This window comes from Nocardia transvalensis NBRC 15921, from assembly GCF_000308875.1.
In the GTDB taxonomy this organism is placed as follows: domain Bacteria; phylum Actinomycetota; class Actinomycetes; order Mycobacteriales; family Mycobacteriaceae; genus Nocardia; species Nocardia transvalensis.
In genome coordinates this window covers 252,865-275,709 of sequence record NZ_BAGL01000128.1, presented here as the reverse complement: position 1 = coordinate 275,709, position 22,845 = coordinate 252,865, and the positions used below count along the sequence as shown (strand labels likewise).

The following is a 22,845-nucleotide window of genomic DNA, read 5'->3' as shown; positions in this document are numbered from 1 at the left end:
CTTCGAAACGTGCGGATACATATGCGCCGGGGCAGGTTTCGGCCCACGGTCAGGGTCGTTGACACCGGACCGCGCCGACGACCCGCGCGAAAACCGGTGCAGGGACTGGCTGTTCACACCTCCGGTCGTGAGACTCGAGACGACGCAGCCCATCCTGTCCGCTCGCCCCCACACCCCACATCGGTCGATCGACCTATCCCGGCGACAGCGCCAACTACCGTGGGAGCGTGACGATCCCGCCCGCCTCCATCCGGGTCACCGAGGTGCTCGCCGCACTGTCGCTCACCACCGACCTGGCGACCGGCGCCCCCTTCGAGAAGGGACTCGCCACCTGCCTGGTCGCCACCGCCCTGGCCGAGCGCGCCGGCCTCGACGAACCCGACCGCCGCACCGTCTTCCACGCCGCACTGCTCGCCGCCGTGGGCTGCACCAGCCGCGCCTCGGAGAACGCCGCCGAATTCGCCGACGACGTCGCCTTCCAGCGCGCCTACCACGTCATCGACCCCGGCGACCCACCCGTCTTCGCCGCCCAGCTCGACCGCTTCGGCGCCTGGGCGCCCGGCCTGCAACCGGCCCTGCGCGACCGCTTCCGCACGACACCGCCGACCGCGGTCCGGCCGGTCTGCGAGGTCAGCCGCGCCCTCGGCCCGCGCCTGGGACTCCCCGAGGCGGCCGTCGTCGCACTGACCGAGGCGAAGGAACGCTGGGACGGCCTCGGCGGCCCCGAACGCCTACGCGGCGAACAGATCTCGCTGACCGGACGCATCGTCCACGTCGCCGAGCAAGCGGTCATCGCCGCCGCCGACCGCGGCCGCCGCGCCGCGGTGACCGAACTGCGCCGCCGCGCCGGCGGACATCTCGACCCCGACCTCGTGGCCCTGTTCGACACCGACGCCGACGCCGTCTGGCACTGCCTCGACGTCCCCGACGTCCTCGCCACCGTCATCGACCGCGAACCCGGTGTGCCCCTGCACATCCGCCACCGCGAACGACTCCGGCTGTGCCTGGCCCTGGCGATCGTCGTGGACCTCAAAGGCCGCTGGCTGCTCGGGCATTCCGGCCACGTCGCCGACCTCGCCGCGGCCGCCGCCGACCTCGCCGGAATGCCCGCCGACGACCGCGACGCCCTGCGCGCCGCCGCCCTCCTGCACGACCTCGGACGCGCCGCGGTGTCCAGCGCGATCTGGGACCGCCCCGGCCCGCTCGGCCCCGGCGACCGCGAACGCGTCCGGCTGCACACCTACTGGACCGACCTCGTCCTGCGGCGCTGCCCCGGCCTCGCCGACCTCGCCGATGTCGCCGCCGGCCACCACGAACGCCTCGACGGCAGCGGATACCACCGCGGCATCCGCGGCCGCGACCTCACCAAACCGGCCCGCATCCTCGCCGCCGCCGACGTCTTCGCCGCCCTCACCGAACCACGCCCGCACCGCCCCGCCCACTCACCCGACGACGCAGCCCGCGAACTGCGCACCGCCGCCGCGTCGGGCGCCCTCGACCCGGAAGCCTGCGCCGCCGTCCTCGAAGCCGCCGGACTGCGCACACCCCGCACCGATCTCCCGTGCGGCCTCACCGAACGCGAGGCCGAAGTCCTGCGCCTGGCCGCCCGCGGCCTGTCCAACCGCCAGATCGCCGCCGAACTGATCCTCTCCGAACGCACCGTCGGCCACCACCTGGCCCACATCTACGACAAGACCGGCCGCCGCACCCGCGCCGGCGCCGCGGTCTTCGCCATGGAACACGGACTCCTCCCCGAATAAGGCGCCCGCACGTCAAGGCTTGTCGTGACCGATCGGACGGGACACCGTGCGCCACTCCTGCGCCCACCGCTCCCGATTCCTGCTCCCGAGCACACACCGGGTCACCGCGACGACCGCGAGCGCACCCGCCCACACCTGGACCAGCAACCCCACACCGAAACCGATGCCGCGCGCCGCCGCCGCGTTCCCCGGCAGCGGCGGCGCGGTAGGCCTGCCGTCGGGACCGATCCACATCGGCACACCGTCACCGGGCCGCACCTTCACACTCACCTCACGGGTGGCCTCACCGGTGGTGCCGGCGTGCGTCCAGCGCACCCTCGCCTCGAACCGCTCCCCGCCCTCGTCCTTGACACTCACCGCGGGCATCAGCACCGGATCCTCGACGACGATCGCCGTCACCCCCGTCTTCGCGGCATTCTCGGCCCGCACCTCCCCCACCGCCGCGGTGTAGTGCGCGGTCCCCGCCGCCCCCGCCACCGGCACCGCCGCCAGCATCACCATCGCGGCCACGATCCGCAGCACCCCCTCCAACCGGTCCGAGACCCGCATCAACCGGTTACCGCTCCACGGCTGCACGCGCCAGAGACGCAGTGTCACAGAGGGATACGCCGCCACCCGGCACCTCCCGCGACGGAACGGTTCATGGCATCCAGCCTCCCGCACACCGCCCCGCACCGAGACGGCCGAAGGTCCCGAGCCCGCGGGCCGTCGGACTCGCGACTCGCCCCACCGGTGGGCACCGCCGGGTAAACATGAATCATGAGTGACCGTGAGATGTACGAAGCACAAACGAACCGGCCGCTATCCGACCGGATCGCCTGACCCGGGGCCGGCCCACCGTGCGTGACGCCTCCGACGCGGCCCAGGCCCGCGTCTTCTACGACTGGCTCGCGGCGGAAGCCGACGCCCTCGACGCCGCCCTGCGCACCCAGCTCACCCGGCGCGGACTACCCCGCGCGACGACCGAGGCCCGCCTGCTGTCCCGGGACCTCGACGAGGTCCGCCGCTGCATGAGCCAACTCCGCGCCCGATTCCCCGACCTCGACGCCCGCCCCGCCGAACCCTGACCAAGGCACCCCCGGTCACGCGTCGGGGCAATGAATCACATGCCGGGGCAACGGATTACGCCGACGGCCGCGACCCCTGCGCACCCACGAGTTCCTCGGCCTCCTCCGCCGACCGCGCCGCCGGCGCCGAACCCCACATGTGCCGCCCGTTGGGCTCCTGCAGGAAATACACCGCCACCGCACCCACCAGACCCGCGATGATCAGGTAGTAGGCGGGCCAGTTCAGATCACCGGTCGCACCCACCAGCGCGCCCACCACCACCGATGTCGTACCCGCGAACAGCGACACCGCGACATTGAACGACACCGACAGACCCGCACCCCGCACCTTCGTCGGGAACAGCGACGGCAACGTCGACGGCATCGTCGCACTGAAACAGATCAGCGTCAGCCCCATCATCAGCAGCCCCAGAAACACCGCGAACGCGTTGTCGGTGCGAACCAGCAGCACCATCGGGAACGCCAGCGCGATCAACGCCCCGATACCCGTCCAGATGATCGGCTTACGCCCCACCCGGTCGGAGATCAACCCGATCACCGGAATCGTCAGCAGCGCGATCGCCATCACCGCGATCTGCAACCACTGCGACGTCGACGAGGACACCCCGCCGCCCGTCGAATCGGGCACCGTCTCGGTGACGTAGGTCGGCATATAGGACGTCAGCATGTAGTTCGTGACATTCCAGACCACGACCAAACCCATGCACACCAGGACGTACGGCCACAGCCTCGCCAGAATCTTCGCCTCGTCGCCGGTCTTGTTCGCCTTCTCCCGCTCCTCGGACTCCTTCTCCAGCGCCGCGAAAGCGGGCGTCTCGGCCAAGCGCATACGCAGGTAGACACCCACCACACCCAGCGGCAGCGCCACGAAGAACGGCAACCGCCACCCCCACGACAGCAACTGGTCGTGAGTGAGGACGGCGTCGGCGAGCGTCACGACCAGCGCACCGAGCAGATACCCCGTGAAGGTCCCGAATTCCAGCCAGCTGCCCAGGAATCCGCGCCGCCGATCCGGCGCGTACTCCGCGATGAACGTCATCGCGTTGCCGTACTCACCGCCGGTCGAAAAGCCCTGCAGCAACCGCGCGCACAGCAACAGCATCGGCGCCCAGATACCGATCGCGTTCTGATCCGGGATACAGCCGATCGCGAAGGTACCCACCGCCATCAGGATCATCGTGGTGGCCAGCACCTTGTTGCGCCCGATGCGATCGGCCAGCGGCCCGAAGAACATACCGCCGAACGGGCGGACCAGGAACGCCACCGCGAACAGGCCGAACGTCGCGATCGTGCCCGCGGTGTCACCCAGGTGGGAGAAGAACACGTCCTTGATGGTCGGTTCGAAATAGGCGTAGACGCCGAAGTCGTACCACTCGGTGATATTGCCGATGCTCGCCGCGCCGATCGCCCGGCGGATGATGGGCGGATCGGTGACGACGATGTCGTCGAGCCTCCAGCGCCTCGGACGCTCACGCGGAACCAGCACAGCCAAGGACAGGACCTCCTCGCGGGGTATCGATCACCTCAGGCTAAGCGATGGCAACCGCGAGCCGTGGCCGACTCTCCGCGATTCATCCGACGAAAGTGACCCCCACAGCCCCGAATACGTCGCTAGCAGCCAGGCCCCGTCCCGCGCACGAGACCCGGATGCACCCCCGGCGCGAGACCGGCCGCGACCACCACCTTGTCCAGCAACCCGCGCAGCGCCGCCCGCTCACCCTCGTCCAGCGGCGTCAGCAGGCCGCCGTCGATCTGCTGCACGATCGGCTCGATCCGCGCCAGCAGCTCGTGCGCCGCCGGCAGCAGATGCACCGCGTAGGCACGACGATCCGAGGGATGCTTCCGCCGCTCCACCAGGCCGCGCTTCTCCAGCTCGTCGACCAGGCCGACCATCACATTGCGATGGATGTGCAGCGTATCCCCCAGCTGCTGCTGTGTCTGACCGTCCCGCGCCGCCAGCTGCCGCAACATCCCGTAGTGCCGCGGCCCGATCCCGAACGGCGCCAGCGCATCCGAGAACCGGAACCCGACCTCGAACCCCAACTGCGCCACGAGAAACGCCGTCCGCTCCGACAACGGAACCAGCGGCGCATCGATCTCCGTCACCCGCGCACCATACCGCAACGTCACCACCTGCAGCGATCGCATCATTGCACGCTATGCACGCACCCCGGAGCCGCTCACGAACACCGCAGCGCATGATGCCGGAACTGGCCCGGCGGAACGCCGTATTCGCGCAGAAACGCCTCGTTGAACGCCGATATCGAACCGAACCCCGACGCGAACGCGACCGCACTGACACTGTCCGCGCGGAACCGGTCCTGCAACCGCTGCCGCGCCCGCCGCAGCCGGGTCTCCCGCAACAGGCGCGCGGGGCTTATCCGCACCGACCGCAGCGCGGCCTCCAGCATCCGGCGCGAACAACCCAGGTGATCGGCGATCGAATCCACCGTCACGCTCGCATCGTCCGAATATTTCTCGACATACAGGCGCGCATCCCGCGCGATCGCGGCGTACCGCGACTCCGCAGGCGCGCGATCGTCATCCAGCGACATCCCCAGCAACTCGACGAGCCGCGAGCTGATCTGGACGAACTCCCACGTCGACATCGTCTCCCGGCACGCCGCGAGCTGCCCCGTCATCGCCGCCACGGTGCCCAGCAGCGCGCGCTCCGAATCGAGCGCGAGCGGCGGACGATCCCGGCACGACGCAGGCAGATCCTCCGCCGGTACGGTGAGAATCCACGCGCGCGCGAAATCACCGTGCGTCAAAGCCATCGGCAGTCCCATCGTGACCATGCCCATCTGCCCCGGCCGCAACCACACCGCATCGTCACACTGCGACAACCCGATCCCGCCCTCCAGCGCGATCACCAGCCTCGCGCTACGGTCGTCGTCCCTCCGGATATGCCGCGCCGTCCGCGCGTACCGGATATCCGTGGACGAGAACTCGACGAGCTGAAAATCCCCCAGCCGCGCATCACCGAGACGTTGCACCCGCGTGGTCCCCGCGAAGCCGCGGCGGTCACCGAACTCGAACCCCATCTCGCCGTGATTGCCACAGACATGCCCCACCCAGAAGTCGATCCGATCCGCCTCTCCCACCTCGCCGGTCGAGGCATGCAACGGCTGATAGTCCGAACGACTCACGACATAACCCTCCCCGTGCGCGAATCCGGCCACGGCCTGCGCACATCCGGTCGCCCCGAACACCCACGCACACATACCCTTTCGACGATTGTACGACGGCCGCCACCACCCACGACCGCACCGGGCAGCAACCGTTCGGCTCCCCGGCACCGTGCGAACATCCGGAACCCGGGCCGATCACAGGGACCACCGGACGAGCACCGGCCCGCCGGGGCACATGGAGGGGAGATCAGCTCGGGGCCCCGGCCCGACCCCGAGCTGATCCCGACACCCGGGCAAACGCACGCCCGTATCGCCGTCTAGCCAAGCCCCTCCTCTGAGCTTCTTTTCGAGTGGTGCTGTGGGATCTCATCGGGACACGCCAATTTGGGCCGACATGCGTTAGTGCGCATAGTTAGATACCATTATTAAGAATCGCGGACACAGCACAGACAGCTTTCCCGGGATCAATCCTGTTGCCGCACAAGCGCTATGCCCTGCTCCCCCTCACCTACGCCAGCCGGTGCAACTCCACACCTCCCCCACCCCGATGCCGGTGTGACGGAGTTTCTGGAGGGAAACCGTCAGGCGGCGGTTTCGGAGAGTTCGGCCGAGGCGAAGCGGCCCGCGCGGCGGCCGGAGAAGACGCAGTCCGCGATCGACAGGCCGCTGACATAGGACTCCGAGCAGATGCCGATGGCGCTGCGGCCCGCGACGTACAGGCCGGGGATCGGGTCGCCGGTCGAAGAGTGTGCCGCTCCGGTGTTCTCGTCCACGACCAGGCCGCCGAGGCTGAACATGGGGCACGGGTTGGTCAGCTTCGGCCGGACCGACACGTCCAGGAGTGTGAACGGGCCCTTCTCGATCGGATGGGTGAACTCGCGCGGTTTGCCCTGCGGGTCGGGCCGGTCGCCGGCGATGGCCTCGTTGTGCGCCCGGATCGTCGCGGCCAGGCCCTCCGGCGAGATTCCGGCGCGGCGCGCCACCTCCTCGACGGTATCGGCACGGACCGCGGAGGTCCGCAGCATCGACTCCGCCTGCAACCGCTGGAACCAGATCGCTTCGCTCGCAAGCTGTTTGCGTGCCTCGCCCATCAGGGCGGCGTCGACGAGCAGCCAGCCCTTACCACCCTGCTCCCGCACCAGCGCGTTGCCGACCGCGGCGCCGTAGCGGGTCTCGTCGATGAAGCGGCGGCCCTCCTCGTTCACCAGCAGCCCGCTGTAGAAGGCGCTGGGCGGAGCGATGAACCGCCACGCCGACACATTGTCCATCCGCTCGGCCGTGCCCCCGGCGGCCAGGCCGAGTTCGATACCGGACCCGTCGTCACCGGTGGTGCCCAGCGCCAGCCCTCCGGTGTACCCGGGAGCGTACCGTGCGAGCATCTCTCGATTCGCGATATACCCTCCGGCACAGAGGATTACGCCGCCACGGGCCCGAATTCGGATCTCGCGCGCATACCGCCGCTCCAGCGCCTCGAGCCGACCTTCGAGCACCCGCCGCAAGGGCGGATAGTAGATGCCCGGTTTGGCGGCGACAGCTGCCATCGCCGCGAAGCTCCTGCGGACCGACGCCGGCGCATCGGCCATCGTCCGAGCCCGGACACCGATCACACGACCACTGTCGTCGCTCTCCAGCGCGACCACCCTGGTGTGCGGCCGGAATCGCACACCGGCCGCGAACGCGGCGCGGGCGAGCGGCTGGTAGATCATCTTGCCCGACGCTCCCCTCCCCTTCGCCCGATGCCCGCGCTGCACCGGCGGCGTGACGGCGCGGAACTCCCCCGAACATTCGCTGCCGGAGTAGTACAGGTAGTACCGGTTGTCGGGATACGAGGTCTTGTACGTGCACACCGACGCCTCGAACGGCACGCCGTGCCCCATCAGCCAGTCGATCATCTCGGGGCTCGAGTCGACGAACCTCCGCAGCGTCTCCGGCCGCACCGCATCACCGACCTCGCGGGCCAGGTACGCGAACATCGCGTCGGCCGTATCGCCGATACCTGCCTCGCGCTGCACGGCGGTACCGCCACCGGCGTACACGATCCCACCCGAGAGTTCCGTGGCGCCGCCGCCGTTGAAGCGATCCACGGCCAGCACCTCCGCGCCCGCCGCCCGCGCCTCCAGCCCCGCGCACGCACCGGCCGCGCCGAATCCCACGACCAGCACATCCGTGGTGGCGTCCCACACCATCGCGAACCCCTTCAGGCAGCCCAACCGCAACGTCGGACCAAACTATAACCTGTTTCAGTTTCCGGCGTCCGGTGGGTCGCTACCGGCTATCGACCGACGGTCGAGTTCGCCCAATCGATGACAGCCGACTGGTATTCGACGGTATTGCGGGCGAGATTGAGCGCATGCCCGCTACCGGGCAGCACGAATGTCCGCAACCGCGCAGCAGGGCTGAAATACGGCGCCTCCGCGGCCTGCAGGGTGCCGGAATTCGCGCAGACCGTGTAATTGATACCGCACGACAGCCTGTCCAGACTGCCGTCGACCACGAGAACGGGCGCGTTGATGAGGCTGGACATACCCGGCAGGGTGGACAGCAGCCCGTCCGGATATTCGGTGAGGGAGAACGCTTCCTTGGTCTTCTCGTCCAGCGCGAGAACCTCGGGATCGACATTGTCGGGTGCGTAGAAGTCGTGCATCCGGGCGCCGGGGCGCGAGACGAGATATCCCGAGTCGTAGCCGCGGCCGGCGAAGGCGGGATCATTACCGGCGGGCTGATAGGTCGCGACGACGCCGAGAGTCTCGCCGACGTTCAGCGCGTGCGAATATCCGGTCAGCACAACGCCGTCGACGTCGTGGTGGGCGCTGGCCTCCATGACCGAGGTGCCCGACGTGAGCGAGTGGCCGACGGTGACGACCTTCCCGAACGGCTGCGCGCCCGCCAGGCCCTGCCGCAGCCCCTGCACGATGCCGTGCAGGGCGTCGGCGGTGGCGGAGGCCGTCAGGGAGAGGGCGGGCGGGCGCGTGCTGGCGCCGTTGCCGAGCCGGTCCACGATCAGCGTCGCGTAGCCCGCCCGGTTCATCGCCTTGCGGAAGTTGTAGGTCTCGGGCTGGTACGAGAAATCCCAGTACGTGCCGTTGTAATTGGACCCGGACATCAGCACCATGACGGTATTCGCCGGCGCGTCCGAGGGCAGGCACAGCGTCGCGGCCAACTGTCCCTGCGGAACCGGGACGAAGAAGGATCGGCAGGAATCCGGCGCGGGAGTTTCCTCGGCCTGCACCACCCCCGTGGCGAACGAGAACAGTGCCGCCACAATGCCTACCGCCGCTGTCCGTATCGAGGCTCGCACGCGAGGCTCTCCCTTGGGTGAGAGGGGCGGTGCCCGATGGACACCCTGACCGATCGTCGGTGACGCACGTTATAACGCGCCACGGCAACACGCAAGATTACCGGTACAGCTAACTCCACCATCCCATTTCGGCCCCGGGAAGCCCCCCTGACGGCCGTTTGTGCCGTCGTCCGGGGCGTGGTGCGATTAGGATGCCCGGCATGGCTGAGCGAGCTGTGCATTGTGTCGGCAGTTACCCAGCCGAAAGTACCGACGACGCGATGTCGGCGATGATCGACGCCGCCGGCCCGCGGCTGCGGTCGTTGCCGACCGGCGAGACCCGGCGCTACGAGTTCTACGTCGAACCGATCATCGCGGATCTGGTGGCGCAGGGCGTGCTGGAGCCGCGACCGCGCCGGCCGTGGGTCTCCGCCCCGCTTCCGACCATCCACCGCATCTCCCGTGGCCGCGACACCGACACCGCCGCAATGGATCTCGGTTACCCGGCGGAGGCCGCGGAGGCGCTGCCGGTCTTCGAGCGCCTGCGCCGCGACCACGACCTGCCCGGGTTGTCGTTGCAGATCGGGATGCCGTCCGCCTTCACCCTGGCCTTCACGGCCATGGGCCTGCCCGCGGCCCTGTCGCATCGCAAGGTGTTCGCCGACGCGACGGTGCGTGCCATCGAGAGGGTCCGCGAACTGGCGGGAGACGATGTCGTGATCCAGCTGGAGGGCCCGGCGGAACTCGTGCTCATGGCGAGGGCACAGCACGGACACCGCCTGGCCGATACGGCGGTGGGCACGAGCCGCGGGCTCGCCGCCCTCGCCGCCGCGGCGCCCGCCGGCACGCGCTTCGGCGTCCATCTGTGCCTCGGCAGCCGCGGCAACAAGGGCGGCGCCGCGCTGCGCACCGCCCGCCCCCTCGTCGATATGGCGAATTCCGTTGCGGCGCACTGGCCGTCGGATCGGCCGCTGGAATTCGTGCACGCACCGTTCGCCTCGGGCGCCACGCCACCGCCGTCGCAGCCGGAATTCTATGCGCCCCTGGCCGATCTGGAACTGGGCGCGGGCACCGCGTTCTACGCCGGATTCGTCCACGACGGGCCGGAGGAGGCGGAACAGGCAGGGACGCTGCGGATGATCGAGAGTGCGCTCGGGCGTCCGGTCGACGGCGTCGCGAGCCCCTGCGGGCTCGGCCGCCGTCCTCGCGCGGTGGCCGACGCCATGGTCGCGCGGGCGAACCGGCTCGCGGCGGTGGAATGACCCGCGGCTGCCGCCTCGGTCAGCCGCGGCGGAGGATGCCGCCCAGCAACACCAGCCGGGTCGCGGGCAGATCGTCGCCGAGCCACTCCTGAATCGGCACGATGCCGGGGTCGAGCACCTCGAAACCCGCCATCATCGCCTCGATCTCGGACTTGGACCGCCACCTGCACTCGGCCATGGTGCCGTTGGTGCCCGTCGCCGCGGCCACGAAATCGTCGTGGGTCTCGACGCTGCCGTGGGTGAACGCCAGATAGCTTCCCGGCGCCATCACCTCGCGGAACCGGGCGATAATCTCCGCCGGGCGCTCGTCGTCCATGATGAAGTGCAGCACGCCCACGACCAGGAGCGCGACCGGCTCGCGGAAGTCGATGGACGCCTCGGCGCGGAGGCGCTCGATGAGTTCGTCCGGAGTGCGGAAATCCGCCAGCATCGGCGTCACCCCGGGCACGCCCGCCACCATCGCGTTGGCGTGCGCGAACACGACCGGATCGTAGTCGACCGACGCGATCACCGCCGAGGTGTCGAACTTCTTCGCCGCCTCGTGGACGCTGGGTGAGGTGGGAATCCCCGCACCGATATCGATGAACTGCCGCACCCCCGCCTCCGCCGCGAATGTCGCTGCGCCGGTGAGGAACTGACGGCTGAACCACGCCTGCGTCCGGGTCTCGGGCGCGACCGCGAGCATGCGATCGCCGACGAGACGATCCGCCTCGTAGTTGTCCTTACCGCCCAGCAGGTAGTCGATCACCCGAGCGGAACTCGGTCGAGTGGGGTCGACCCCCTCCGGCGCCGGCCTGTCCTCCGCCACCTACACCTCCTCACAGCGTTACCACCCAGCGTATATGCCCCGACATCAGGTAAGCCTTCCGGACGCTAGACTAACGCGCCACCCCTGCGGCCCCAGGGGCCCCGCCCGGACCCGGGCGGAGTGCCGGTCGGCTACGCGAGGAGTCCGGCGAGACCGAAATCGAAGCGCTCGTCGGCGCGGACCCGGGAACGATCGGCCGGACGGGCATGTCACGTAATTCGCCCCATCGATGCCGGACCGAACGCGGCGGCCGTTACGGCACTCTTTGGTGTGTTTCACAAGGTGAAGAGTGTTCTCCGAATGGAGTTTCCAAGTCTTTTGGTAGGCCCCTTGACGATCGCTACCCTGTTGCCGGGGTTCCTTCGACTCGAGGACAAGATCCGTGAAAACGTCTCTGGCAGTTGCCGTTACCGTGCTCGTCAGTTCCACCGTACTGCTCGCCGGGCAGACCGCCACCGCACAGCCACCCACCCCCGAAACGGCACCCGCCTTACCCGGCGCAGCGGGGCCCTCACCACTCCAGCAGTGGATCGACGACGCGATACCCGCGCCACCGCTCACCCCCGCCCCGCACGACGACCAGCAGACCGCCCTGTGGCGCGCCGTCCTGTCCTCCCCGACAGGTGATCCCACATTCGACGCCTGGCCACCGGACCTCGACCGGCTCGCACCCGGCGACATCACCGAGACCCGCGACACCACAGCCACGACGGCCACGCTGATGGCGACGCCGATCGGCCGCGCGCAGCTGCTGAAGTTCCGGTCGACCTCGGCGTCGGGGGCGCCGTCGTTCGGCACCGCGACACTGATCACGCCGGCCGCCCCGTGGACCGGTCCGGGACCGCAGCCCGTGGAGGTGAACGCGCTGCCGATCAATTCCCTCGGCACCCACTGCACCCCGGGTTTCCAGATGTCACACGGCGTCCTGGAGAAGCCCAATACCGATCTCGCCGTATTCATGCCGTCCATCTGGTGGGCTCTCGCCCAGGGCCACGCGGTGCTCGTACCCGACCACGAGGGCCCGCTGATGGCGTACGCGGAGCCCAATGTCGCCGGGCACGTGATTCTCGACTCGATCCGCGCGACCAGGACCGTGAACTCGAATGCGTTCGGCGACAGTCGTTTTGTGATCAGCGGGTACTCGGGCGGGGCGATCGCCTCGTACGCGACGGCGATGCTGCTGAGCGAGTACGCGCCCGAATTGGCGGAGGTCGTCGTGGGGGCGGCCGCGGGTGGCGTGGTCACCGACAATCGGGATGTCGCCCACCGGTTCAACGGCAACATCTCCTCCGGGATCCTGCTGTCGGTGGCGCTGGCCGTCGCGCGGGAACATCCGGAGATGGTGGGCCATATGAACCATCTCGCCCAGTGGGTGGCCTCGTCGCCGGTGAAGGACATCTGCGGCGACGCCGACGGCCCGCTCGGCGTGGTCGGCTTCCCGATGGACGTCGCGGCGAATATCGGTGACTCCCTGAACGGCCCGTTCGCCGACGCGATGTTCGACCGGCTCGACCTCGCCGACCGGACCTCCGCGGTGCCGCTGTACATCTACCACGGCGCGCACGATCCGTGGATTCCCCTCGAGGACGCGCAGCGGACCGCCCACCAGCAGTGCGGACGCGGTGTCCCGGCCGTCTTCCGGGTCGTGCCCGGCGAACATCTGATCGGGTACGTCACCGGCTCCCCCGGGCTCGACGACTGGATCCTCGCGCGGTTGCGCGGCGAGCCCGCGCCGAGCGACTGCTGAACGCCGGTGCGCCACCGGCTGCGGACAGCCGGTGGCGCACTCGTCCCGAACAGATTGTCACGCACACTCGTTCGGCGCCGGTTCACCACGGAGCCGGGCATCGATCCACTCGATGGAACCGGGTGCGCCGTTCATCATCGCGGACACGTGCTCGCCCGGCACCGCCCGGAACTCCGCCGGGACGCCGAGGCCGCACTGCCGCCGGTACACCTCCTGCGGGCCCTGGATCGGAATCCAGAAATCGCCGGCGCCGTGGTAGATGTACAGCGGCACAGCAGATCTGCGGTCGGTCAGGTCCGTGCGGCGCTGGATCTCCTCGGCGATCCCGCTCTCCAGCGGATGATCGATATTGGTCGCGACCTCCATCGGGATGCCCACCGCGCCCAGCGGGCCGTCGGCCTCACCGCAGATGTCCTTCAGCGGCGAAGTACCGACCCACTGCGCGAGATTGTTCATGTACGGCAGCATGTCCGGGTGTTCCCGGGCCATCGCCAGCGACACCGACAGCAGGATTCCGGACGCGCTGCGCCCGTTGAACACGTGCGCCACCGCGACGTAATCGGTGACCGCCCCGCCGATCGACGCACCCACCAGGACGTCCGCCAGTTCCGGCGCGTACTCGCTCAGCAGCATCGCCGTCGCGTACGAGGCGATCGCGCCGCCCGAGTAGCCGGTGACCGCGAACCGGCTGCCGCCGAACTGCTCCGGTGACAGCGACCGGATCGCGCGAATCGAGTCGAGGGTCATCTGCCCGGCGACGGTCGGCTCGGCGTACGCCACCAGCGGACCCTCGTGGTCGGGCAGCAGGATGGCGTGACCCTTCTTCAGCGCCGTGGCCACCCCCGGCAGGAACACGTTGATACCGCTGTTGTTCCGGTCGCCGTGCGCGATCGTGTAGCCCGGCGTGCAGCGCAGTCCGAGCGCGTTGATCGGCAACGTGTCCACCTCCACCGGCCGCGGCCCCGCGTCCTGCCATGGAACGGCGGGCTCGAGGAACGTCGCGGTGCCGAACGACGGCGCCCCCGACGCCGACGTGGACCGGTACTTCACCAGCGTCGCCCGGGCGATAGGCGCGTCGAAGAACGTCGCAGCGACGGCGGTGATATCGCGCGTCTCGATGACGTCGCCGGGTGCGAGCTGGTCGAGATCCGCCGGCCAGGCGTCGAATGCGGGATCACCTGTCGGGGAGGACAGGATGGCGCGCCACAGGGCGGTCTGCTGGTCGTCGTGCGGGGCGGGGTCGAGTTGTGGCGCGGGTACGGTCTCGTCGATCCACCGCTGAAGTGGCGACGGGCCCACGATATCGGGTAAAGCGGGCGCCGGACCGGGTGGTTGCGCGACTGCGGTCTGCCCGGCGAGCAGCGCGGCGGAGGCGACAAGTACGGTAACAGCAACTGCCAGAGACGTTTTCACGGATCGTGTCCTCGAGTCGAAGGAACCCCGGCAACAGAGTAGTGATCGTCAAGGGGCCTACCAAAAGACTTGGAAACCCCATCCGCAGAACACCGTTCGCCTTGTGAAACACACCAAAGTCTCATACCCCCGCCCCGGCAAACCGACCTCCAGACCACCCCGCGACAATGTCCGACATAGGAGAGGTCGAGGTCGTCGCCCCACACCACGAGCGCGGCCGCGGCGGGCGCCGCCGTACGGAGGGCCCTTCCTTCCTTGCTGTTCTGTTTGAATTTTCGACTCGATGGCATTACATGCTTGAATGCGAATATATCTGTATCGGTATTGACAATCGCTGCTGCTGGAACTCCTCAGGATCCAATAGTGTTGCGGCACAGAGCGGCACCACACTTCAACGCTCAGCCGACTGTGGCCTGCACGGTGCCACCGATCTCCTCTCCCCCACTACTCCATCTCGAAAGGCTCAGTGTCCGTGTGGCTCTCGCGCCGGAGGGGCGGCCGCGCGCAGGGTGGCGGCGACGAGGGCGCGGGTCTCGGCGGGGTCGATCACGTCATCGATCTCGAGGACGCGGGCGGCGTTGAGTGCCTCGAGGTTCTTGCGGTAGGCCGCGGTCGCTTGGGCCACGGCCGGTTCGCGGTCGGCCTCGGGCATGTCCGCGAGTTGTTTGGCCAGGCCCAGGCGAACCGCGCCCTCGATACCCATCGGGCCCAGGTGGGCGGTGGGCCAGGCCAGGGCCAGCAGGGGGCGGTGGGTGCTGCCGCCGAGCATGGCCTGTGCTCCGAGACCGTAACCGCGGCGCAGCACCACACCGATCAGCGGCACCGTCAGCCGCGCGCCGGCGGTCACCATGCGCGAGGCGTGCCGGACCAGGCCGGTCCGCTCGGCCTCGGGACCGACCATGAATCCCGGCGTATCGACGAGCGACACGACCGGCAGACCCCAGCGCTCGCACAGCTCGAGGAAATCGGCCGCCTTGATCGAAGCGTCGGATGTCAGCGCGCCCGCGTTGTGCGTGGACTGATTGGCCAAGAGGCCCAGCGGAATTCCGTCGATCCGGGCGAACGCGGTCACCAGTTCGGGCGCCCATTCCGACCGCAACCAGGTGACGCTGTCGGCGTCGGCGAGCCCTTCGACCAGCGGGCGGACGTCGAACGCCGCGCGGTCCTGCGCCGGTAACGCGGCCCGCAGCCAGGCCGGATCCGCGCCGGGCACGCCGGCTGCCCCCGGCCCGTCGAAATAGCCCAGGACACGGCGCACCGCCTCGACGGCCTCGGCCTCGTCCGCGACGACGATATCGAGCACACCGTTGGCCGCCTGCTCGGTGACAGGGCCGACCGCCTCGGGCGGATAGTCGCCGAGTCCCCCACCCGCGATCATCGCGGGGCCCGCCATGCCGAGATTGGCGTCGGGAGTGGCGATCCGCAGATCCGCGCATCCCGCCAGCACCGCGTTGCCCGCGAAGCACCGCCCGGAGACGACCGCGATCCGCGGGGTGTCCAGCGCGCCCCACAGCGCGAAGGACTCGACATCCAGTGACGACACCACCGGATAGTCGGTGTCGCTGGGCCGCCCGCCGCCGCCCTCGGTGAAGAAGACCACCGGCAGACGCATCCGACCGGCGACCTCGATCAGCCTGTCGGACTTGCGATGCCCGCGCATGCCCTGCGTCCCGGCCATCACCATGTAGTCGTAGGAGAGCACCGCGCACGGGCGCCCGCCGACGGTGGCCGTCCCGCCGACCAGACCGTCGGCGGGCGTACGAACCACCAGATCCGCCAGGTCACGCACGCGTTCCTGAGCGGCAGTGGCGAACCGCCCGTACTCGGTGAAACTCCCCGGGTCGACCAGATCGGCGATATTCTCCCGCGCCGTCCGCCGCCCCTGCGCATGCCGCCGCGCAACTTCCTCGGGCCGCGCGGCATCGGTCGTCAGATGCCGGCGCGCCAGCACCTCGGTGAGACCGGAAGCGGGAACATCGCTGTCACTGCCCATGTGCGGGACCCTAGCGAATCACCTTCGCACCGTGGACCCCACGTCGTCCGACCGGACAGTCGACGGCGGGTGCCGGGCCTAGTAATAGTGGGCGCGGCCTGCGACCGGGCGGCCCAGTGCGCCGAGTAGGGCGAGGGCTGCACCGATCACCACGGCGATGATGCCGAGGGTCCAGAGAATCGGGATTCCGAAGATGAATCCGAGGACGAGAAGAATTACTCCGAGAACTAACATGGAACTCCTTATGCTGTCGAACAAAGGCGGCTATACCCGGGATCTCGGACGTCAAACGGCGGGTATCGACGACGTGGCATTGTTTGACCGCGGCGTCACGGGCTATGCGGGGGGTGGACCGGCGGCAACTGCCACCGGCCTCCTACCGAAGGGAGACCGCAATGGGCGCCACGGACAAAGCCAAGAACAAGCTCGACGACCTCACCGGTCAGGCCAAGGAGAAGTTCGGTCAGGCGACCGACGACCCGGACAAGGAAAACGAGGGGAAGGCCGATCAGGCGAAGTCGAACCTCAAAGACGCGGGCGAGAAGATCAAGGACGCGTTCGACAAGTAGCGCACACGACCGGCGTCGCCGCCGATCGGATATCCGGACAGAAAATATCCGCTCGGCGGCGACGGTCGTCCGGCAATTCTCTCATTGTTCACCACAATGGTTTCCGTGGAGCTCACGCAGGCGGCGTTTGAGGATCTTGCCCGTGCCGGAAAGGGGCAGATCGGCGACGTAGACGAAATGCTTCGGAATCTTGTAGGCGGCGATTCTGCCGCGCAGGAACTCCTGGAGTTCCCCGGCGGAAGGCGGCGTGCCGGTCGCGACGACGACGGCTTTGCCGACCTCGCCCCACCGTTCGTCGGGCACACCGATCACCGCGCACCGGTCCACGGCCGGGTGCGCGTGCAGGGCATGTTCGACCTCGGCGGGGTAGATGTTCTCCCCGCCGGACACGATCATGTCCTTCATCCGGTCCACGATGGACACATACCCGTCCTCGTCGACGGTGGCGATATCACCGGAATGGAACCACCCCTCGCGCAGGACCGCGGCGGTGTCGTCGGGACGCCCCCAGTACCCGGACATCACATTCGGCCCGCTCACGAGAATCTCCCCGCGAGTCTCCGGCGGCACCTCCCGGCCGTCGCCATCCACGATCCGGACATCGGTGAAGAACGACGGCACACCGGCGGAACCGAGCTTGGACTCGGCATGCTCACCATCCAGCAGCAGGACTCCGGGCGCGGCCTCGGTCATCCCGTACCCCTGCACGAATCGCAGGCCGCGGTCGAGGTATCGGCGAATCGTCTTGTGCGGCACCGATCCCCCACCGCAATTCAGGCTGCGCAGACTCGACAGGTCCGCCGCCGCCCACCCGGGATGGGCCGCGAGCGCGTCGTACATGGTCGGCACCCCGAACATCCACGTCACCCGCTCGGCCTCGATCGCCTCCAAAACCGCTGCGGGATCGAACTTCTCGTGCAGCACGACCCGCCCGCCCTTCAGCAGGGTGGGCAGGCACAGCATGCCGAGTGCGGCGGCATGGAACAGCGGAGCCGCCACCAAGGCCACGTCATCGGTGGCGACATCGGATTCGATGAGCACGTTGACGCAGTTCCAGGTGAGATTGCCGTGGGTGAGCACGACACCCTTGGGCCGCCCGGTCGTCCCCGAGGTGTACATCAGCACCGCCGGATCGTCCAGGCCGACGGGCTCGTCGACGCGTGGCGGCGCGGATCCGGTGTCCTCGGCGACGAGGCGAGCGATCCGGACGCCGGCGGCATCGAGATCGCCGAGAACGTGGTCGTGTGTGCCGATATGAATCAGGACCCGGGCCCCGGAATCCGCTAGGAGATAACCGATCTCGGCACCGGTGGAGCGGGTGTTGACCGGCAGGAAGATCGCCCCCAGCACCCCGCACGCGAACAGCGTCTCCAGATACGCCGGGTGATTCGGGCCCAGGTAGGCCACCCGATCACCCCGATGCACGCCGAGTTCCCGCAGCCGCGCGGCCGTGTGAGCGACCCGCCGATCCCATTCCGCGTAGGTGACCGACCTCCCCGCACCGGTCACGGCGATCGCCTCCGGTGTCCTCCGCGCCCGGCGCGCGGGCCACGAACCGAGGCCCTGATTCCGCACGATCTCGACTTCCTCTCGCGGCGGGCCGTCAGGGCCGGGTGCGATCGAACGCGCCGAGTCCGGGCCGGTAGGCCTTGTCATCGATGAACCGGCTGATGCCCTCCTCGCGCCCGTTCTCCGGATCCAGCAGCCGAGCCTGATCGAGCTTCGCGTAGAGATAGTCCTCGGATTGCGCCCAGGTCAGTTCGGCGGCGTACTTGTACCCGACCTTGGCGGCATGGACCACCACGGGATTCAGCGACGCCAGTTGCACCGCCAGCTCACGCGTACGCCGACGCAGATCCGCCGCCGGGACAGCCTCGTTCACCAACCGCATCTCCGCGGCCTTGGCACCGTCGAACGGCTCACCGGTCATGATGTAGTACAACGCATCACGCTGCGGGACCGTCGCCGCCAGCGCTTTCGTCACCAGGCTGCCCGGCGGAATCCCCCAGTTCACCTCCGACAGCCCGAACTGCGCCCGCTCGTCGGCGATCGCCAGATCGCACGCCACCAGCGGGGTGAACGCGCCGCCGAAACACCACCCATTGACCATGGCAATGGTCGGTTTGGGGAAGAACGCCAACTGCTTCCACTGCCAGCTCACACTCGCGCGACGCACCCGCCGTTGCAGAGCGAGGCTGCCGGTCGCCTCGACCTCCCGGAAGTACTCCTTCAAATCCATTCCGGCGGAAAACGATTCACCGGCGCCGGTCAACACCAGCACCTGGCACCGGTCGTCGCCGTCGAGACGATCCAGCACCCGGCACATCTCGTCGTTCAACGCCGGATTCATGGCATTGCGCTTGTCCGGGCGGTTCAGGCTCACCCACGCGATCCCCTCGTCGAACTCGACATCGACGGTATCGCCCTGTCCCATAACGACTCCTGCCTAACCAACAGGTTTCCTGATGATTAATATCCTCCGATACCATCGGATTCCTGTCAATCCGTAGATCGGACCGATGCGATGAGTACACCGGGCTCCGCCGGGGCGCCCTCCCTGTTGTATCTGGTCAAACGACTCGAGCTGACGATCCGCGCGCACCTGGACGACATGCTGCGCGGCTCGGGCGTGACGACACCGCAGTACACGGCGCTGACCGTGCTGATCCGCCGCGACGGCATCTCCGCGGCCCAGCTGGCACGGGATTCGTTCGTGACGCCGCAGTCGATGGCGGACATGCTGCGCCCGCTCCAGCAGCGCGGCCTCGTCCACCGAATCGCCAACCCGCACAACCGCCGCGAGGTCCTGATACACCTCACCCCGGCCGGCCGCGACCTGGTCGACCGTTACGACGCCGCCGCCACCGCGATCGAGCGCCGCATGCTCGCCGACCTCACCGGCCCCCAGATCGACGCCTTCCGCGACGCGCTGACGAGCGCCCGATCCGCGCTGCACCCCGGTTCCGCCCGGAGTGAACCGAGGCCGCTGTGACGCGGCGCCGGTTACACCGGAGTCAGCGGCGGCGAGGGCGGGAAGACGACGGGCAGAGCGGTCAGCGCGCGATGGAACGCGCCTGTGCGCCAGGTCAGCTCGGCGGCCGGCACGCCCAGGCGTAGCTCGGGCAGACCGTCGAGCAACTGATCGATGGCGTCCTGGGCGATCAGGTAGGCCAGCGAACTGGCCGGGCACACATGCGGGCCGCCGCCGAAGGCCAGATGCGCGCGATTGCCGGTGTGCTGGTCGGTGCCGATCACCGGATCGGTGTTGCAGCCCGCCAGGCTGATGACGACGGGCTGGTGGGCGGGCAGCCAGAAATCGTCGACGAGCATCGGCTGTTTCGGGAAGGTGAAACAGAAGTTGGCCATCGGCGGATCGTTGAACAGGACCTCGTCGAGCGCGTCACGAGTCGAGAGACTGCCGCCCACGACGCTGTCCCCGAACTGTTCGTCGGTGAGGATGAGGCTCAGCGCGTTGACGATCAGATTCTGCAGCGGTTCGATGCCCGCCCCGTAGAGTGTGGCCACCTGGTTCACGATCTCGGACTCGCTCAGATCGGCCGGGTGCCGCATCATTCGCGTCGTCACGTCGTCGCCGGGCTCGGCTCGCTTCAGCTCGATCAGCTCCATCAGCGATTCGATGAGCGCCGCGGCGCCGCGCTCCGCGTCGACGCCCTCGAACATCGCCGCCATCCCGGCGGCGGCCCGCTGCGCGATCTCGGTCGGGCACCCCATCAGGGTGTTCAGCACGGCGAAGGTGAGCGGAAAGGCGTACTGCCGGATCAGATCCGCGGATCCGTCCTGGCAGAACGAGTTGATCAGCTGGACGGCGACCCGCTCCACGGTGTCGTGCATGCTGTACGGGTTCACATCCGCGAGGCCGGCGGCGATGGCCTGCCGGTACCGGGTGTGCGCGGCGCCGTCGTTGCGCCGGGCGTTCGGCCGCCACTGCATGAGCGGGAGCACCGGGCACCCGGCGGGGATGCTCTGCTGCCAGATGCGCGGGTCGGCCGGGAACCGCTCCGGATCGTTGAAGATCCGCACCGCAGTGTAGTAGCCGATCACCAGCGTAGCGGGCACACCCGGCACCAGCTCCACCGGAACCAGGGACCCGTACCGTTCCCGCATCGCGCGATAGGCGCTGTGCGGGTCCTTGGCGAACTCCTTCGCGTACAACGGAATTCGCGGGCCTTCGAGATCGATCGGGGAGCCGTGCGGAGCGTGCGCCGACCGTTTGCTGGACATCGTCATCGGACGAATCCTAGGTCCCGGACCGGAGCGCGCACCGTGAATCCCCCGGAATCGCAATGGCTCCGGGGGATTCGGCCGGCCTCACGCGTTGAGCGGGATGGCGATCACCACCTCCTGCTCGTCGTCCGGCAGATAGTGCACCTGCACCACCCGGCCGACCTGAACGTTCGCGACGCTCGAGGGCGGGAGGAACTTCTCGGCGCGGGTGGTGAAGGTGCTGCCGTCGGGCCGGGTGACGGCGAGCCCGAGTTCGATTCGCGCGTACCCGTCGCGGATCTCCCCGGGGACCGACAGCGACTGCACCACCGCCTGCGCCGCGACGCCGCGCCCGGCGATATCGATCTTGGCCGCGGTGGTGAAGCCCTTGCGGATCATGGCCTCGTTCATCGCCCGCTGGGCCTGCGCACTGTCACCGGACAGATCGAGTTCCACCTTGTCGGTGCGTCCGGGTAGGTAGCGCACCGGCAGCACGACACCGGGCCGCAGCAGGCCGAGTTCGGTGAGCGGGATGATCGCCTTCGCGACGGAGTCGAAGACCTCGCCCTCGGCGCCCTCGACGCTGAATTCGATACGCAGCTGCGGCTGATCGTTGACGGTGAGCCCGGTCTGCCGGAAGGACGTGACGGTCCCGATGCCGAGCAGCCCGTCCCGGAACTCGGCGCTGTTGCGGCCGGTGAGCGCCGACAGCACGCCGTTGCCGCTGAACGCGAAGGTCATCGCGACGCCGGTGAGGGCGATGATCGGCAGTGCGAGAAAGCCGTTCAGCCAGGCGGTGACGCCCGGCTCGTACGGACCGCCGGTGTAGGTGAGGCCGTGCCAGAGGTAGAAGCCGACCGCGAGGACGGCGAAGGCGACGGCTCCGAACCGTGCTGTGGTGCGCATGCTGGGCTCCTTCCCGGGTCAGCCGTTGACGACGGTCGTGCAGGCGAAGGTGAGGTCGAACGTCACGGCGGCCGGTGCGGCCGTCGGGTTCGACATATCGGGCGCGGCCACGCCCTCGCCGGTGACCTTGTACGTGTCGCCGTCCTTGACCACGGTGGCCGAGCCGCCGGGCTGGCCGTTGCCGTAGCCGACGGCGTACGGCATGCCCGACGACCCGCCCTTACTTCCCGCGATGCCGACGGCCTGCACGGTCTTGTCGTCGGAGAGGGTGGCGCTGACGCTGAGCCGGCCGTAGACGGCGTTGTCGAGGTCGGTCAGCGCCAGGGCGAGCACACCGCCCTGCTTGGCGCAGGTGGTGTCGAACTTCCCGTCCAACGCCTTCCCGTCGACCAGCGCCACGGATGTGCCGGAGGCGGCAGGGCCCGGGGCACCGGCGGAGGTCTGCGGCGACGGCGTGGAACCGCTCGAATCGTCACCGCACGCGCCGGTGAACAGGGCGAGCCCGGCCGCGAGGACGGCGGCGGTGACGCGAATCTGCTTGGTGCTCATGGTTGTCGTTCCTTCACTCTCTCGTTTCCGGCTCCGCGTTCGGGCCGATGAACAGAACGTAGGAACGCCGGGCCGCCTACCGATCCCAGGTTTCCGGCTCTCCGCCGGCCGTCACAGTCGGCTAACCTGGCCGAATGCG

21 protein-coding genes are annotated in these 22,845 nt (G+C 68.9%); 6 read left to right on the top strand and 15 right to left on the bottom strand.

Features of this window, described 5'->3' with window-relative positions; genetic code table 11:
- Positions 1–227 precede the first annotated feature (227 nt).
- Positions 228–1,760, top strand: a complete 1,533-nt coding sequence (locus ON41_RS38290) for an HD domain-containing phosphohydrolase (RefSeq protein WP_040754296.1) — start codon at positions 228–230, stop codon at positions 1,758–1,760.
- Positions 1,761–1,772: 12 nt separating this feature from the next.
- On the opposite strand, the gene ON41_RS39590 is transcribed toward ON41_RS38290, so the two are convergent.
- Positions 1,773–2,357: an Rv1733c family protein gene (locus ON41_RS39590; RefSeq protein ID WP_157185813.1), complete on the bottom strand. Its 585-nt coding sequence runs from the start codon at positions 2,355–2,357 to the stop codon at positions 1,773–1,775.
- A 242-nt stretch (positions 2,358–2,599) separates the two neighbouring features.
- Here ON41_RS39590 and ON41_RS38280 point away from each other — a divergent pair, with 242 nt between their 5' ends.
- Entirely contained in the window at positions 2,600–2,827 is a 228-nt protein-coding gene (locus ON41_RS38280; protein ID WP_040754294.1) for a hypothetical protein, read from the top strand.
- Between the two features lie 55 nt (positions 2,828–2,882).
- Here the strand turns inward: ON41_RS38280 and ON41_RS38275 are convergent, their stop codons facing one another.
- The 5 genes from ON41_RS38275 to ON41_RS38255 all read right to left on the bottom strand — a co-directional run bounded on the left by ON41_RS38275 (position 2,883) and on the right by ON41_RS38255 (position 9,220).
- Positions 2,883–4,313 carry an MFS transporter gene (locus ON41_RS38275; protein WP_246829686.1) on the bottom strand — a complete coding sequence of 477 codons (1,431 nt, stop codon included), beginning with the start codon at positions 4,311–4,313 and terminating at the stop codon, positions 2,883–2,885.
- 125 nt (positions 4,314–4,438) lie between these two features.
- A complete protein-coding gene (locus tag ON41_RS43580) occupies positions 4,439–4,975 on the bottom strand; it encodes a MarR family winged helix-turn-helix transcriptional regulator (protein ID WP_083905948.1) in 537 nt (178 codons plus the stop codon).
- Between the two features lie 32 nt (positions 4,976–5,007).
- Positions 5,008–5,976, bottom strand: a complete 969-nt coding sequence (locus ON41_RS38265) for a helix-turn-helix domain-containing protein (RefSeq protein WP_063710033.1) — start codon at positions 5,974–5,976, stop codon at positions 5,008–5,010.
- Between the two features lie 563 nt (positions 5,977–6,539).
- Positions 6,540–8,144 carry an FAD-binding protein gene (locus ON41_RS38260; protein WP_040754492.1) on the bottom strand — a complete coding sequence of 535 codons (1,605 nt, stop codon included), beginning with the start codon at positions 8,142–8,144 and terminating at the stop codon, positions 6,540–6,542.
- Positions 8,145–8,230: 86 nt separating this feature from the next.
- Complete coding sequence (locus ON41_RS38255; RefSeq protein WP_246829683.1) at positions 8,231–9,220, bottom strand: alpha/beta hydrolase; 990 nt, start codon at positions 9,218–9,220, stop codon at positions 8,231–8,233.
- Between the two features lie 236 nt (positions 9,221–9,456).
- On the opposite strand from ON41_RS38255, the gene ON41_RS38250 reads away from it, so the two are divergent.
- Positions 9,457–10,497 (top strand): hypothetical protein, encoded by a 1,041-nt coding sequence (locus tag ON41_RS38250; RefSeq protein ID WP_040754490.1) that lies wholly within the window; start codon positions 9,457–9,459, stop codon positions 10,495–10,497.
- A gap of 19 nt (positions 10,498–10,516) precedes the next feature.
- Here ON41_RS38250 and ON41_RS38245 read toward each other — a convergent pair whose 3' ends face one another.
- A complete protein-coding gene (locus ON41_RS38245) occupies positions 10,517–11,305 on the bottom strand; it encodes an SAM-dependent methyltransferase (RefSeq protein WP_040754285.1) in 789 nt (262 codons plus the stop codon).
- Between the two features lie 382 nt (positions 11,306–11,687).
- On the opposite strand from ON41_RS38245, the gene ON41_RS38240 reads away from it, so the two are divergent.
- Positions 11,688–13,052 (top strand): lipase family protein, encoded by a 1,365-nt coding sequence (locus ON41_RS38240; protein ID WP_040754283.1) that lies wholly within the window; start codon positions 11,688–11,690, stop codon positions 13,050–13,052.
- 57 nt (positions 13,053–13,109) lie between these two features.
- Here ON41_RS38240 and ON41_RS38235 read toward each other — a convergent pair whose 3' ends face one another.
- The 3 genes from ON41_RS38235 to ON41_RS42435 form a co-directional block, all read right to left on the bottom strand.
- Entirely contained in the window at positions 13,110–14,465 is a 1,356-nt protein-coding gene (locus ON41_RS38235) for a lipase family protein (protein WP_040754280.1), read from the bottom strand.
- Between the two features lie 463 nt (positions 14,466–14,928).
- A complete protein-coding gene (locus ON41_RS38230) occupies positions 14,929–16,458 on the bottom strand; it encodes an acyl-CoA carboxylase subunit beta (RefSeq protein ID WP_063710024.1) in 1,530 nt (509 codons plus the stop codon).
- 78 nt (positions 16,459–16,536) lie between these two features.
- Entirely contained in the window at positions 16,537–16,692 is a 156-nt protein-coding gene (locus ON41_RS42435; RefSeq protein ID WP_085995926.1) for a hypothetical protein, read from the bottom strand.
- A gap of 161 nt (positions 16,693–16,853) precedes the next feature.
- Here ON41_RS42435 and ON41_RS38225 point away from each other — a divergent pair, with 161 nt between their 5' ends.
- Complete coding sequence (locus ON41_RS38225) at positions 16,854–17,027, top strand: CsbD family protein (protein WP_040754278.1); 174 nt, start codon at positions 16,854–16,856, stop codon at positions 17,025–17,027.
- Between the two features lie 81 nt (positions 17,028–17,108).
- On the opposite strand, the gene ON41_RS38220 is transcribed toward ON41_RS38225, so the two are convergent.
- Complete coding sequence (locus tag ON41_RS38220; protein ID WP_040754277.1) at positions 17,109–18,602, bottom strand: acyl-CoA synthetase; 1,494 nt, start codon at positions 18,600–18,602, stop codon at positions 17,109–17,111.
- A 28-nt stretch (positions 18,603–18,630) separates the two neighbouring features.
- A complete protein-coding gene (locus ON41_RS38215; protein ID WP_040754276.1) occupies positions 18,631–19,461 on the bottom strand; it encodes a p-hydroxycinnamoyl CoA hydratase/lyase in 831 nt (276 codons plus the stop codon).
- A gap of 90 nt (positions 19,462–19,551) precedes the next feature.
- Here ON41_RS38215 and ON41_RS38210 point away from each other — a divergent pair, with 90 nt between their 5' ends.
- Positions 19,552–20,019 (top strand): MarR family winged helix-turn-helix transcriptional regulator, encoded by a 468-nt coding sequence (locus ON41_RS38210; protein ID WP_051163507.1) that lies wholly within the window; start codon positions 19,552–19,554, stop codon positions 20,017–20,019.
- An 11-nt stretch (positions 20,020–20,030) separates the two neighbouring features.
- Here the strand turns inward: ON41_RS38210 and ON41_RS38205 are convergent, their stop codons facing one another.
- The 3 genes from ON41_RS38205 to ON41_RS38195 form a co-directional block, all read right to left on the bottom strand.
- Complete coding sequence (locus ON41_RS38205; RefSeq protein WP_373281384.1) at positions 20,031–21,269, bottom strand: cytochrome P450 family protein; 1,239 nt, start codon at positions 21,267–21,269, stop codon at positions 20,031–20,033.
- 87 nt (positions 21,270–21,356) lie between these two features.
- Positions 21,357–22,157 (bottom strand): hypothetical protein, encoded by an 801-nt coding sequence (locus ON41_RS38200; RefSeq protein ID WP_040754274.1) that lies wholly within the window; start codon positions 22,155–22,157, stop codon positions 21,357–21,359.
- 18 nt (positions 22,158–22,175) lie between these two features.
- Positions 22,176–22,706 (bottom strand): lipoprotein LpqH, encoded by a 531-nt coding sequence (locus ON41_RS38195; protein WP_040754273.1) that lies wholly within the window; start codon positions 22,704–22,706, stop codon positions 22,176–22,178.
- Positions 22,707–22,845 lie beyond the last annotated feature (139 nt).